Below are 13,519 nucleotides of genomic sequence, written 5' to 3'. Positions count from 1 at the left end.
TACTAAGTACTTACTACTTTTTACTACTTAAAAATTATGCTTCTACTTCCTGGTTTTCAGGGCGTAAGCTACGTACAGTTTTACCAGCTTGCCATAATTCGCTTTCGCGAAGCTCACGAAGTTCTTCGTTCAGTTTTTCGCGGTAATCTGGCTGGCTGTTGCTGTCGATAGAGCGTTGTGACTCTTTACCGGTAGCTACGCTGTCGTATAATTCTTCGAACACTGGTTTAGTAGCGTCACGGAATTTTTTCCACCAGTCTAAAGCACCGCGTTGTGCAGTGGTTGAGCAGTTGGCGTACATCCAGTCCATGCCGTTTTCGGCAACCAATGGCATTAATGATTGGGTTAACTCTTCAACAGTTTCGTTGAAAGCTTCAGAAGGTGAGTGACCTTTAGCACGTAATACTTCAAACTGAGCAGCGAAGATACCTTGGATACAACCCATCAGCGTACCACGCTCGCCAGTTAAATCGCTGTATACTTCTTTACGGAAATCGGTTTCGAACAGGTAACCGCTACCTACGGCAATACCTAAAGCAATAACGCGCTCAAATGCTTTACCGGTTGCATCCTGGAAGATAGCATAGCTTGAGTTTAAGCCACGACCTTGCAAGAACATACGACGTAATGAAGTACCTGAACCTTTAGGAGCTACTAAAAATACGTCAACATCTGCAGGAGGAACGATGCCGGTTTGCTCGTTAAATGTAATACCAAAACCGTGAGAGAAATAAAGGGCTTTGCCCGGAGTTAAATGTTTTTTAACAGTTGGCCAAAGTTCAATCTGGGCGGCATCGCTCAACAGGTAACAAATGATGGTACCTTTTTCAAGGGCTTCTTCAATTTCAAATAAAGTTTCGCCGGGTACAAAACCGTCAGCTACTGCTTTATCCCAGGTTTTTGAATTTTTACGCTGACCAACAATAACGTTAATGCCGTTATCTTTTTGGTTTAAAGCCTGACCAGGACCTTGAACACCGTAGCCAATTACCGCTACTACTTCATTTTTAAGCACTTCCTGTGCTTTCGATAAAGGAAATTCGTCGCGGGTTACTACGTTTTCTTCGGTACCGCCAAAATTTAATTGTGCCATTTCTATGTTATTAGTTATTGGGTTATTTGTAAGTTATTTATGTTGTTAGTTTAGTTTGCGCTAAAATTATGCACTGCCGCTTGTTCAATATTCAATACTGCACGGCGCAATGCCAGGGCATAACCAAAATGTAAATTATCATGCGTACAGAAGTAGGCAACGGCATTATTGATGTTACTTAAGGTTGCACCAAAAGCTGTGGTTACCGGTTCGTAGTTGTCAAATATATCAGCCTCAATATCAATTTTTAAATCATCAAGCAGGGTGATGGCCTTGTCTTTATAAAAATCAAGCTCTTCTTCGGTAATAAAATCTTCGGGGCGGGTGCCCTTTTGGTATTTAGTTACTTCTTCAATAGCCAATCGAGTAGGCACCTTACCTCTTACGTAGCATAACGTTTGCTGTGCGGCCACAATGTGGGCAAAGTTCCAGGCAATGTTGTTGTTATATCCCTGCGGAATTACGTTCAGTTGCTCAATGCTTAAACCCTCCATCAGTTTGATGAAGTTTAACCTTGTGTGCCGTGCTATTTCAATTGCAAACTCCATAGCCATTACATGGTAAATACCTTGTCGCGTTGGTTTAGGTATTCGTTTTCAATTACGTCTTCGCCCGGTTCGCGTTTTTCAAACTCACGCAGTTTGCGGTTGAAGCCTTCGCTGTCTTTAATAATAGCAATACGAGCACTGCGTACAAACTCAATCAAGCCAAAAGGTTGCAATACATTAATCAAGTTGTCCGTTTCCTCGCGGTGACCAGTGGTTTCAAAAACAATGTAATCTTTACGAATCACTACCGCGCGGGCACCGTTCTCGCGCAGTAAGCGCTCAACCGAAGCCTTTTCGGCAATAATATCGGCCGGTACTTTGTACAGTGCCATTTCCTGCCATATAATATCGGCATTGGTGTGGTAGTATACTTTTAACACCTCTACCTGTTTTTCAATCTGACGGGCCAGTTTGCGCACCACATCCTCGGTTTCATTAATAACGATGTTGAAGCGGTGAATGCTCTCAATTTCTGATGGAGAGGTATTTAAACTATCGATATTAATTTTACGACGGGTAAAAATGATAGCTATACGATTCAGTAAACCAATTTGGTTTTCGGTATAAACCGTGATGTTATATTCCTGTTTGCCTTCGGGCATTGTTTCTTCGGTGCTCATATTTCTATGTTCTTAACTCCCCCTATAGGGGGCCGGGGGGTTATTTCAATCTAATTTCGCTAACGCTGCAACCTTGTGGTACCATCGGGAACACGTTGTTTTCCTTGGTAACAAACACTTCTAAAAGGAAAGAACCTTTATGCTCAAGCATTTCTTTCAAGCTAGATTGCAGTTCGTCGCGCTCTTTAATGCATTTACCGGCAATGCCGTAGCCTTTAGCAACTTGTACAAAGTCAGGGCTTTGAATGTCAACAAACGAATAACGACGCTCGTTAAACAACTCCTGCCATTGGCGCACCATGCCTAAGAAGCGGTTATTGAGAATTAGAATTTTAACATCTACACCACTTTGCATAATAGTGCCTAATTCCTGCAAGGTCATTTGGAAACCACCATCGCCTATAATAGCTACAACCGTTTTGTCTTGTGCACCAAACTTGGCACCTATTGCTGCAGGCAGGGCAAAGCCCATAGTGCCTAAACCACCGCTGGTAATATTGCTGCGGGTGTTGTTAAATTTAGCGTAACGGCAACCCACCATTTGATGCTGGCCTACGTCGGTTACAATAACAGCGTCGCCATTAGTAAGTTGATTTAGTTGATCAACTACCTCACCCATGGTCATTTCGCCGGTTTGCGGACGAAGTTCAGCGTTAATAACTGCTTCTTCTTCCTGGCGGGTGTATTCTTTAAATTTAGCCAGCCATTCGGTGTGTTGCTTTTGCTCAACCAGTTCGGTAAGCATAGGCAGGGTCTCTTTACAATCGCCCCAAACGGCTACCGTAGTTTGTACGTTTTTGTCAATTTCGGCAGGGTCAATATCTAAATGAATAACCTTGGCCTGTTTAGCGTATTTATCTAACCTACCGGTTACACGGTCGTCAAAACGCATACCTATTGCAATTAATACATCACAATCGTTGGTTAATACGTTAGGGCCGTAGTTACCGTGCATACCCAGCATACCTACGTTCAATGGGTGATCAGTTGGGATAGCGCCCACACCCATAATGGTCCATGCGGCAGGAATGCCCGATTTTTCTATGAAGGCTTTAAACTCTTGCTCAGCGCTACCTAACAGTACGCCTTGTCCCCAAAGGATAAAAGGTTTTTTGGCCTCATTAATAACCTGTGCGGCCTGCTCAATAAACTGAGGGCGAACAATAGGTTTTGGACGATAGCTACGAATATGATTACACGGTGTGTAACCTTTAAAGTCGAACTTTTGAATTTGTGCGTTCTTGGTAATATCAATAAGCACAGGGCCGGGCCTGCCTGTACGTGCAATATAAAATGCCTTGGCAATAGCCTCAGGAATTTCATTGGCATCGGTTACCTGGTAGTTCCATTTGGTTACAGGGGTGGTAATATTAATTACATCGGTTTCCTGAAAGGCATCAGTACCCAGTAGGTGGGCAAATACCTGACCGGTGATACATACCAATGGCGTGCTGTCAATTTGGGCATCGGCTAAACCGGTTACCAGGTTAGTTGCACCAGGACCGCTGGTTGCAAAGACGACGCCTACCTTACCTGATGAACGGGCATAGCCCTGACCGGCGTGAATGCCTCCCTGCTCGTGGCGGACCAGGATGTGGTTTAATTTCTCTTTGTAATCATACAAAGCATCATAAATAGGCATAATGGCACCACCCGGATAACCGAAAATGGTATCAACGCCTTCCACAAGTAAAGCTTCTAACAGCGCTGCAGAACCTGTCATTTCGGTTACTGTTTGCGCTTCAGGTGCGGTGAGTACGTCTTGTTGTGCAACTTCCATAATTGAACCCCCTAACCCCCTAAAGGGGAATTTTAGTGTTATTGGTTATTTAGTTTTATATCATTTCAGCTTCCATGCTCCCCCTTAGGGGGCTGGGGGGCTCTATTCCTCGTCGGTAACGCAGCCCTGGCTGGCGTCTTTTACGCTTTTGAAGTATTTAAATAGCAGGCCTTTGCTTACCGGCGGCTTAGGCTGTTGCCATTGTGCGCGGCGTTCGGCCAGTTCCTCGTCGCTAATTTTGAGGTCCATCGTATTGTTTACCGCATCGATAACAATAATGTCATCATCTTTTACCAGTGCAAGGTTACCACCATCAAAAGCCTCCGGGGTAATGTGCCCTACCACAAAGCCATGGGTACCACCGCTAAAACGGCCATCTGTAATTAGTGCTACCGAGCTACCTAATCCGGCACCAAATATGGCCGAAGTTGGTTTAAGCATCTCTGGCATACCCGGTGCGCCTTTAGGTCCAACGTGGGTAATTACCACAACATCGCCGGGGCGAACACGGCCGCTGGTAATACCGGCTATTAATGACTGCTCGCCCTGAAAAACGCGGGCAGGGCCTTCAAAGCGTTCACCTTCTTTACCTGTAATTTTAGCTACGCTGCCTTTAGTGGCCAGGTTTCCGTATAATATTTGTAAGTGACCGGTTGCTTTAATAGGATTTTCAGTAGAACGGATAATATCTTGCGTTTCAAAATCCAGATCAGGTACATTGGCTAAGTTTTCGGCCAGTGTGTTTCCGGTAACGGTTAAGCAACTGCCATCTAACCAGCCAAGTTTTAGCAGGTATTTCATTACAATAGGTACACCGCCAATTTTGTGCAGGTCTTCCATCATGTATTTACCGCTAGGCTTCATATCGGCCAGTAATGGTATACGGTTGCTTAGCTGTTGAAAATCGTCGATGTTTAACTCTACATCAACACTTTTGGCAATGGCTAATAAATGCAATACTGCATTGGTTGAGCCGCCTAATACCATAATAGTGATAATAGCGTTTTCGAAAGCCTTGCGGGTCATGATATCGCTTGGCTTAATATCGCGCTCTAATAATTTGTAGATGGCTTTACCTGCTGCCAAACACTCATCCTGTTTTTCCTGGCTTAAAGCCGGGTTTGATGATGAGTATGGTAAGCTCATGCCCAAAGCCTCAATGGCAGCGGCCATGGTATTAGCGGTATAAATACCACCACAGGCACCAGCGCCCGGGCAGGCATTTTTTATAATCTCTTTAAAGTCAAAGTCATCTAAAGTACCGGCAATCTTTTTACCCAAGGCTTCAAACGCCGATACGATGTTCAAATCTTCGCCTTTATAGTGGCCGGGTTTAATAGTACCACCGTAAACCATAATGGCCGGGCGGTTCAAACGACCCATAGCTATCAACGAGCCGGGCATGTTTTTATCGCAACCGGGCAGGGCTATAACGGCATCATAATACTGAGCACCGCAAACGGCTTCAATCGAGTCGGCAATTACATCACGGCTTACTAATGAATAACGCATACCATCGGTACCGTTGCTCATACCATCACTTACACCAATGGTGTTAAAAATTAAGCCCACCAGGTTTTCGCCCCATACACCAGTTTTAACCACTTTGGCTAAATCATTAAGGTGCATGTTACAGGTGTTGCCATCATAACCCATACTGGCAATACCCACCTGTGCCTTTTTCATATCATCATCGGTTAAACCAATGCCGTAAAGCATAGCCTGTGCCGCAGGTTGAGTAGGGTCTTGGGTGAGGGTTTTGCTGTACTTGTTCAGCTCAGCAGCCTCGGTAGTGTCGGTATTAAAGCTCATTTTTATATAGTACTTCCGTTTATAATTTATTGAATTGAGACTATGCTTAAAATTCTTTCAAATTCGGTGACAGTTGTTTAAACAGCAATGTTAATTTTGGTTTAAACTTAATCCCTCAATCAATATTTGTAAGGTAGAGAGATAGCTTAGAATAGTCAATAGCAATTATTAAAAATTTTAAACAGAACATTATTCTTTATATTCTTTAAATAAAGAACATTATTCTGTTTACTATATAAAAATTAAAATTATCTATTTATAAGATTATACCAAAGTTTAAAACGGTATTCGGTATTGATACTATGCATGCATAGTAGTTTTTGGAATTTCAGCCTGAAATTGCCTTGATGCCTATAAAAATTAAAATGTTATGAGTGAATTTGATGGTTGCAATACTTAAAAAAGCCACGGCTGCTTTGCTTGTGGAAATTGTTGCAGTTGTAACTTATAAGTGGCTTTATTAAAAGACATAGCCTGCATGATTATTATAATGCTGCTGTAGCATACGGAATCCCTTTTGCGTACCGGCAGTTATAAAACCTTATTATGAAAAAGCATTTTATTTTATTGATGTTGGCTTTTGCTACAATGAGCGCCTGCAAAAAGGGAGATCAAAAGTCAATAAGCGGTTTATTTGGGCGCTGGAAGCTTACCGAACAATTGATTGACCCCGGCGATGCTAGCGGCAATTGGCAAAAAGTACAAGGTAACCAATACGTAACTTTTAATGCCGACGGAACCATTAAAGGCGATTATTTATTAAATGCCAAACGATTTACCATTATTGATAGTGTAACCCTCAATGTTAGTCCGCAAATGGACAATACCCAGGCTGTGCAATGGCGTTATAAAATTAATGGCAAAAATCTGGAGATCAATCCTCCATGTTTTGAGCCATGCGGATTCCGTTTGGTTAAGCAATAAATCTGCGCGTATACCAGTACTTTAATTTACTATCTTTCGCACCTCATGATTATAATAATTCAATGCCGCGACCGGGTGGGACTGGTGTCGGCCATATCGGGTGCAATGAGTAAGGCCGGTCTCAACATCATTAATATGGATGAGTACGTTGATAAGGCCGAAAATCGTTTTTTTGTGAGGCTGAATGTCGAACAACCCGAGGGCACCGGTTTGCATGAAGATGATCTGAAACCATTGCTACCTGATGATGCCATAGTAACCATTAATCCATCGCCCGAGAAAAAGATAGTAGTGATGGTTACCAAAGAATACCATTGCCTGGCAGATATATTGGTTCGCAATTATTTTAAAACGTTGGGAGCAACCGTGCAGGCGGTAATTGGTAACCACAATGTGCTTGAGGATATATGCCGTCGGTTTGGCATACCGTTCCATTATATAACACACGAACAGGAAACTAAAGGTCAGTTTGAAGCAGCAATTGCCGATACCATTAACAACTACAATCCTGATTACGTAGTGCTGGCCAAATTTATGAGAATTTTGTCGCCCGAGTTTGTAGCCAGGTTCCCTATGCGGGTTATTAATATCCATCACTCTTTTTTACCTGCCTTTATTGGTGCCAACCCATACAGGCAGGCGTACAATCGTGGCGTGAAAATCATAGGTGCCACCGCTCACTTTGTAACCAATGATTTGGATGAGGGACCTATTATTTCGCAACAAACCATTCATGTAAATCATACCTACACCGCACAAGACATGATGAAGGCCGGCCGTGAAGTGGAAACATCTGTTTTGGCAAATGCATTACAATTGGTTTTGCACGATAGGGTGTTTGTTTACAAAAATAAAACGGTTGTTTTTGAGTAATGCATCACACAAATCCCGAGTTTTTGACTTTAAAGTACCAACACTTTATATGAAAAAGAAAATCTATTATTTGCTTGCATTTATAGCAGTGTTTTTTGCGGCATGTACGGCTCAAAAGGGAATGTCGGTACATGACAAATTGGAAGGCCGCTGGGCATTAACCGAAACTTTGAACGATATTGGCGATGGTAAAGGCAAATATGTGCCCGTAACTGCCGACAGTGCTTACCTTGTATTTAATAAAAGCGGACTTATAAACGGCAATGCTATTTATGGTGCCACTAATTATAAGGTTACTGATAACACTCACCTGGCAATAAATATAAAGGGTAACACGGCGCCGGTAAACTACCGATACAAGGTAGATGGTAACGATTTAGAACTTAATGCGCCCTGCCGTGAGGCCTGCGGTATGCGTTTTAAGCGAATGAGGTAGTTTTGTAGCCACAATTGCTATATTTAGCACATGGATTACTCGCAAAGCTTACCTAAACTTAGTGCAGAAGAAATACGTGTGTTAGGCTCCTTAGTGGAAAAGAGCCGTACCACCCCCGATTATTACCCCATGACTATTAACAGCTTAACGGCGGCGTGCAACCAAAAGTCGTCGCGCAAGCCGGTGGTTAATTATGATGAGGATACCGTGGTGCGTACACTTGATGCTTTAAAGAAAAAAGGCTTGGTATCAACCGCCACCGGCGGAAGCAGTCGCGCTACTAAGTATAAACATAACTTTGCAATTGCCTTCCCGGTAATCCCATCCGAAGTAGCTATTATTTGCCTGCTGCTGTTACGCGGTCCGCAAACACCCGGCGAGCTGAATACTAATTCGGGCCGTATGTACGAGTTTGAAAGTTTGGACGATGTACAGGCAGCCCTGGAAAAATTAAGCAGCGGCGACATGCCGTATCTCACTCAATTGCCACGCCGTACCGGGCAAAAAGAAGTGCGTTATATGCATTTGCTGGGCGAATCATTGGATATTCCGGAGGATGATGAGTCCGACATTGCTTCATCGTCAAAATCAAATACATCAGTTGCTGCGCTTGAAGAACGTGTTGCAAAGCTGGAAGAAGAGCTTGCCACTATGCGCACCGAGTTTGATAAGCTGATGAAAGAGTTGATGGGATAATTCGCCTTTACAACGTTATTTAAATGCTTTTTTTAAGGCAATTTAATAAACAGCAAGACTTTGCCTTAACCCCTCCCCATTCCCGAATGAAAAAACTTTTTATCCTGTTTGCTGCGCTATTTGACGTTTTATTAGCTTTTGGACAAAATACAAATGAACTACCAAAGTTTTCTGCTGATGAGCTTAAGTCAGATCTTGTCTTTCTGAAACAGCAAGTATTTAATGTGCACGCTAACCCATTTACTGAGCTTTCGCAAACGCAATATCAAAAGTTATTCGACGACATTGAATCCCGCATCACTGATTCGCTAACAGCGGTAGATTTTTATCGTTTAGTAAAACCTGTAGTATCTTACCTGTCTGACGAGCATGCGCAAATAGGCTACAACGGAAAACTTATTGGTACCTATTTTACCAGCAGTGTGTTCTTACCTATCACGCTAACAAAAAGAGGTAAGGATTACGTAGTAGATAAAACCCTGACAGATGTTGCAGGTATTGTTAAGGGCAACGTTATAACGCAAATAAACAATGAGCCGGTGAACGCCTTAGTTGATCGCAATATTGCTTATACAACCGGCTTTCGTGGCCAGCGGTTAGACAAGGCAATGCAGCAATTTGGTTTATGGTTCGGCTGGAGCACATCCCAGCCAAAAGTGCAATATGAAGTAAAAACGGGTTCAGGAAAAACTATTGTTGTTCCTGGAGTTGACATAAAGGTTTGGCAAAAATACCTGAGCGCTGCTCCAGTTACTAGTACCGCAAAATTACCGCTGATTTCTTATTCGCTTTATAAGGACGCCGGATACATCAATGCCAATTCTTTCAGCATCCACAACAATAGGGAGATGGACTCAATAAGGAACGTACTCAAAACAGTTTTTCAAAAGATAAATACCGATAAGCCTAAGTACCTCTTTGTTGATGTGAGTAATAACGATGGAGGAAACTCTGAAGTTGGTGATGCAATGATAGATTACTTTTCCGCTAAACCATACCTTAACTATCAATGCAATTGGCGGCGTAGTGATGAATATTTAAAGCTGATGCAAAGGTGGGGAATAAAAGATAGCGTTTACGCAGCGAAAGCAGCAGGCACCTTAATTCATTTTGATGCAGAACAAGTTTTTCCCTCGGCAAACAATCCGCTTCGTTATAATGGTAAGGTTTATATCATTGTAGGCAACGGTACATTTTCGAGCGCTATGATGTTTGCTACTGTAATTAAAGACAACAAAATTGCTGCTTTAGCAGGCCAGGTGCCTAAAAACGGACATCCTTCCCACTTTGGTGAAATGTACTCAGTAACCTTGCCTAATACAAAACTGCCAGTAAGGTTTGGCGTAAAAGAATGGTTGCGCCCTGCCGGAAAATCAGTTGAAAATTTTTTGAGACCGGATATTAATATTGACTTATCAGCGGGTTCAAACCCCGAAAAGCTGTACGGTTTGTTAATTAAGTAACCGTTATGCCGACTGCGCAGTTGACCCGTTTTTACGTTTAGAAATTACCAGCCCTATTATAACCAGCATAGTACCAATAACTGAATATAGCGTAATGCTTTCGCCCAATAATAAATAGCCAAATAGGTAGCCAAACACAGGTACAAGGTACAGCCACGACGCCGCAGTTACCGGGTCGCGCTTTACAAGGTACATCCATATCATATTTGCTACAAATGATAGTACCAGTATAAGCCACGCAAGGCTTAGGAGCAAATTTACATCTACTTTGTAAACCTGGTGTGCATTGAAGAGCCAGCAAAACGGTAATAACATAACCCCACCAACAAAAACCTGCCATATGTTAAACACCATGCGTGAAAGTGACATGTGTGCGTTGGAAAGATAAATGCTGCTGGATGCATAGGCAGTTACATAAACAACCAATAACAGTATGCCAAGCGGTTTAATAGAAGCGTTGGGCAGTGCCGCTAACGAGGCTACAATTAAACCGGTAAAGGATATAAGCATACCCCCAACTTCAAATCGTGTTAGTTTACGTTTTAAAAAAATGGATGAAAGCAATGCAATCAAAAGTGGAGTAACTGCTGTAAACAACATACTGATTCCAGCCGGTGAGTATTTTTGAGCGGCAAAAAAGCTGCCCAAGGTGGCTGTGCTATTTAAAAAACCGTAAATGAAGATGGGTTTCCATTCATTGCGTTTAGGCAAAAAACGATGCTTGGGATGAATTAAAAACAAAGGTGAGAATAGTAAGCCCGTACAAATAAAACGTATAGAAGCCAGCATAAGGCCATCGGCTGAGCGAATGCCAAACTTAGCCCCTATTGCCCCGGTTGACCATAATATGGCAAACATTAACCCAGGCAGTATATTTTTAAACATGGGGCTAAGTTAAGCAGGATGCCGAAAAGTTCATTATCTTAATTATTCCCTTTTTGGCCCTCTAAATATTTCGATGAGAAGCTGCCAATTTTTTGCTTATGCACTTCATCATAAATTACCCAGTCTTCCACCTCTTTTAAAGGAATCGTTACCTCGTCTTGTATTTTGAGCTTTTTTAAACGTATGGCGAGTCAACGAGCATTCCTTGGAGAATATTATTGTTTAACACAAAAACTCTTGACCACATATGTTCATGTTGCCCATCTACAATAAAGTCTGATTTTACAGCAAAAACGTAATTCTTTTCATCGGCGGCATGCAGTTTCAAACTATCAACAAATTGGTTGATCTTCGCTTGAGCAGTATCTTTAAGTGCTAAAAAGGCACTATCTCCGGTTGGTAAATTTACAACCGAATCGGGCTTTTTATTAGCCGAGTTAGTGCACGCTTGTAAGCTTACCATTAACACGCCTGCATAAATAAGTAGATGTTTCATATTACATTACTCGTACTTTCAAAAAGCTCGGATTGTTTTTAGAAGTGTACACGCGGTGCGTTGCTTTCTTAAAATCGGTATCCTTAGCCTTCATTATATCCTGAAACTGCTGAGTATTGCGGTCAATAAGCGGGAACCATGAACTTTGTACCTGTACCATAATACGGTGGCCCTTTTTAAAGGTGTGAAGTACATCCTGCAGTTCAAAGTTAACCGGGCTTACCTTGGCTGGTGCAAATGGAGAGGGCTTATCAAAGCCTGTACGGTATTTTCCGCGCATACTTTCGCTGCGTACCATTTGCTGGTAGCCGGCCATTTGCACCTCTTTGCCCGTAAACTTATTATTAGGGGCACCGTCAGGGTAAACATCAATCACTTTAACAATCCAATCGGCATCGGTGCCGGTGATTGATACCTTGAGGTTAGCCCAAATGTTGCCGGCCAGCGTAACATCACTTGTAAGCACATCCGTTTGATAAGTTACAACGTCAGTACGGTCTTTTAAAAAACGCTGATCTGCCGTCATGTAATCACGCTCCATGTCCATGGTTGGCTTAGCGTAGTAAGGCACGGGTTTGTTAGGGTCTGACACAAATTCGTTAAAGCTTTCTTTAGTGGCAGATGGCGCCGTAAATGATAATTTTCCACCGGGCAAAAAGTAAAGGTTCTTTTCTTTGGCGGGGGCTGGCGGCCATATGTTGTAGTTTCTCCATTTATTTTCGCCTGTTTCAAAGGTGTTTACCTTTGGCAGGTTTAACGGCGTGCCTTTTAAATAATGGCTAAAAAATGCAAACTCAATACTATCACGATAGTAAGGGGCGGTAGCACCACCAAAATCAACATCACCTAAGTGGTCGCCCAGGCCGCGTGCCCAGCCGCCATGTACCCACGGACCCATAGCAAAGTAAACCGGCGTGTTAGGATTTTTAGCTGCCAGCACTTTATAGGTGTTAATGGCGCCGTACAAATCTTCGGCATCATACCAGCCGCCGGTAACCAGTGTAGCAGTTTTGATATCATGCAGGTGGGTTAATACGTTACGGTCTTTCCAATGCTGATCATAGTCGGGGTGGTCCATCATCTCGTTCCACAAGCGTATAGTGTCTTTAAAGTACTTTACGTTGGTATTACGCATCGATCCCATTTTCAAGAAAAAGTCGTACCCGTCCTCACTGCCAGGGTTAGGGTTAAACCTTGCACCGCGGCGCTGGGTAGGCTTATCATCCTGCCTGTTAGTAAAGCCCGGATAGAAGCCAAAGTTAGCTGCTAAAAAGAAGGTGCCGTTATGCCAGGCATCATCGCGCCATAAATCGGCAATGGGTGCCTGTGGCGATGCTGCAACCAATGCGGGGTGACGGCTTAATAATGCTGTTGTAGTATAAAAGCCCGGATATGAGATACCCCACACGCCAACCTTACCGTTGTTGTTGGCTACGTTTTTAAGTAACCAATCAATAGTATCGTAAGTGTCGGTGCCTTCGTCAACATCTTTGTTGGTCTTGTGCTCTTCCAGTTCAGGAGTCATTTCTTCGTAAATGCCTTCGCTCATCCAACGACCGCGGACATCCTGATAAACGAAGATGTAGCCATCCTGCATAAACTTTGGGTTTGGTCCTAATGATGGCCTGTAAGCCTCCGCTCCATAAGGGGCAACACTGTAACAGGTGCGGTCCATCATAAAAGGGTGCTTTTTTGATTGATCTTTAGGAACGTATACCGACGTGAACAGCTTTTTGCCGTCGCGCATGGGTATTTGATACTCATGCTTGGTATAGTGTTCTTTAACATAAGCGGCATCGGCACTGCCGGGCTGTGCAACGGCCGTAAGGCAAAGCAAAGAGAACAGGAGCGTAGTGAGGAGTTTCATAAATGCTATTGAATAGCTAAACATAC

The 13,519-nt window shown here is 43.0% G+C and carries 13 protein-coding genes; 5 read left to right on the top strand and 8 right to left on the bottom strand.

The features are described 5' to 3' along the window. Window positions 1–34 precede the first annotated feature (34 nt). The 5 genes from ilvC to ilvD all read right to left on the bottom strand — a co-directional run bounded on the left by ilvC (window position 35) and on the right by ilvD (window position 5,853). Window positions 35–1,093, bottom strand: a complete 1,059-nt coding sequence (ilvC, locus tag GO816_RS03345) for a ketol-acid reductoisomerase (RefSeq protein ID WP_157539921.1) — start codon at window positions 1,091–1,093, stop codon at window positions 35–37. 50 nt (window positions 1,094–1,143) lie between these two features. Further along, window positions 1,144–1,647, bottom strand: coding sequence for a DinB family protein (locus GO816_RS03340; protein ID WP_157539920.1), 504 nt, complete (start codon window positions 1,645–1,647; stop codon window positions 1,144–1,146). Then, complete coding sequence (gene ilvN, locus GO816_RS03335) at window positions 1,647–2,261, bottom strand: acetolactate synthase small subunit (protein ID WP_232336476.1); 615 nt, start codon at window positions 2,259–2,261, stop codon at window positions 1,647–1,649. Before ilvN ends, GO816_RS03340 begins: the two co-directional genes overlap by 1 nt. A 40-nt stretch (window positions 2,262–2,301) precedes the next feature. Continuing rightward, a complete protein-coding gene (ilvB, locus tag GO816_RS03330; protein WP_157539919.1) occupies window positions 2,302–4,041 on the bottom strand; it encodes a biosynthetic-type acetolactate synthase large subunit in 1,740 nt (579 codons plus the stop codon). Between the two features lie 102 nt (window positions 4,042–4,143). Then, the gene (gene ilvD / locus GO816_RS03325; protein WP_157539918.1) at window positions 4,144–5,853 is read right to left on the bottom strand and encodes a dihydroxy-acid dehydratase; all 1,710 of its coding nucleotides are present in this window, start codon (window positions 5,851–5,853) and stop codon (window positions 4,144–4,146) included. Window positions 5,854–6,399: 546 nt separating this feature from the next. On the opposite strand from ilvD, the gene GO816_RS03320 reads away from it, so the two are divergent. The 5 genes from GO816_RS03320 (at window position 6,400) to GO816_RS03300 (ending at window position 10,245) form a co-directional block, all read left to right on the top strand. Then, complete coding sequence (locus GO816_RS03320; RefSeq protein WP_157539917.1) at window positions 6,400–6,777, top strand: hypothetical protein; 378 nt, start codon at window positions 6,400–6,402, stop codon at window positions 6,775–6,777. Window positions 6,778–6,822: 45 nt separating this feature from the next. Beyond that, window positions 6,823–7,650 carry a formyltetrahydrofolate deformylase gene (purU, locus tag GO816_RS03315; protein WP_157539916.1) on the top strand — a complete coding sequence of 276 codons (828 nt, stop codon included), beginning with the start codon at window positions 6,823–6,825 and terminating at the stop codon, window positions 7,648–7,650. Window positions 7,651–7,699: 49 nt separating this feature from the next. Further along, on the top strand, window positions 7,700–8,086 hold the full coding sequence (locus GO816_RS03310; RefSeq protein ID WP_157539915.1) for a hypothetical protein: 387 nt from the start codon (window positions 7,700–7,702) through the stop codon (window positions 8,084–8,086). A gap of 30 nt (window positions 8,087–8,116) precedes the next feature. Continuing rightward, window positions 8,117–8,782, top strand: coding sequence for a YceH family protein (locus tag GO816_RS03305; protein WP_157539914.1), 666 nt, complete (start codon window positions 8,117–8,119; stop codon window positions 8,780–8,782). A gap of 86 nt (window positions 8,783–8,868) precedes the next feature. Then, window positions 8,869–10,245, top strand: a complete 1,377-nt coding sequence (locus GO816_RS03300) for a S41 family peptidase (protein WP_198171404.1) — start codon at window positions 8,869–8,871, stop codon at window positions 10,243–10,245. 3 nt (window positions 10,246–10,248) lie between these two features. Here the strand turns inward: GO816_RS03300 and GO816_RS03295 are convergent, their stop codons facing one another. The 3 genes from GO816_RS03295 to GO816_RS03285 all read right to left on the bottom strand — a co-directional run bounded on the left by GO816_RS03295 (window position 10,249) and on the right by GO816_RS03285 (window position 13,493). Beyond that, entirely contained in the window at window positions 10,249–11,130 is an 882-nt protein-coding gene (locus GO816_RS03295; RefSeq protein WP_157539912.1) for a DMT family transporter, read from the bottom strand. Window positions 11,131–11,305: 175 nt separating this feature from the next. After that, complete coding sequence (locus GO816_RS03290) at window positions 11,306–11,626, bottom strand: hypothetical protein (RefSeq protein ID WP_157539911.1); 321 nt, start codon at window positions 11,624–11,626, stop codon at window positions 11,306–11,308. A 1-nt stretch (window position 11,627) separates the two neighbouring features. Further along, window positions 11,628–13,493, bottom strand: a complete 1,866-nt coding sequence (locus GO816_RS03285; RefSeq protein WP_157539910.1) for a CocE/NonD family hydrolase — start codon at window positions 13,491–13,493, stop codon at window positions 11,628–11,630. Window positions 13,494–13,519 lie beyond the last annotated feature (26 nt).

Source organism: Mucilaginibacter aquatilis, from assembly GCF_009755275.1.
In the GTDB taxonomy this organism is placed as follows: Bacteria; Bacteroidota; Bacteroidia; order Sphingobacteriales; family Sphingobacteriaceae; genus Mucilaginibacter; species Mucilaginibacter aquatilis.
The sequence above is the reverse complement of the archived record's forward strand: the minus strand, read 5'-3'. Positions and strand labels throughout refer to the sequence as shown.

Coding starts and splice junctions, on each gene's coding strand:
- GO816_RS03305 (WP_157539914.1), top strand. CDS start 8,117: ATGGATTACTCGCAAAGCTTACCTAAACTTAGTGCAGAAGAAATACGT.
- GO816_RS03295 (WP_157539912.1), bottom strand. CDS start 11,130: ATGTTTAAAAATATACTGCCTGGGTTAATGTTTGCCATATTATGGTCA.
- GO816_RS03290 (WP_157539911.1), bottom strand. CDS start 11,626: ATGAAACATCTACTTATTTATGCAGGCGTGTTAATGGTAAGCTTACAA.
- purU (WP_157539916.1), top strand. CDS start 6,823: ATGATTATAATAATTCAATGCCGCGACCGGGTGGGACTGGTGTCGGCC.
- ilvB (WP_157539919.1), bottom strand. CDS start 4,041: ATGGAAGTTGCACAACAAGACGTACTCACCGCACCTGAAGCGCAAACA.
- GO816_RS03285 (WP_157539910.1), bottom strand. CDS start 13,493: ATGAAACTCCTCACTACGCTCCTGTTCTCTTTGCTTTGCCTTACGGCC.
- GO816_RS03300 (WP_198171404.1), top strand. CDS start 8,869: ATGAAAAAACTTTTTATCCTGTTTGCTGCGCTATTTGACGTTTTATTA.
- ilvC (WP_157539921.1), bottom strand. CDS start 1,093: ATGGCACAATTAAATTTTGGCGGTACCGAAGAAAACGTAGTAACCCGC.
- GO816_RS03320 (WP_157539917.1), top strand. CDS start 6,400: ATGAAAAAGCATTTTATTTTATTGATGTTGGCTTTTGCTACAATGAGC.
- ilvN (WP_232336476.1), bottom strand. CDS start 2,261: ATGAGCACCGAAGAAACAATGCCCGAAGGCAAACAGGAATATAACATC.
- GO816_RS03310 (WP_157539915.1), top strand. CDS start 7,700: ATGAAAAAGAAAATCTATTATTTGCTTGCATTTATAGCAGTGTTTTTT.
- ilvD (WP_157539918.1), bottom strand. CDS start 5,853: ATGAGCTTTAATACCGACACTACCGAGGCTGCTGAGCTGAACAAGTAC.
- GO816_RS03340 (WP_157539920.1), bottom strand. CDS start 1,647: ATGGCTATGGAGTTTGCAATTGAAATAGCACGGCACACAAGGTTAAAC.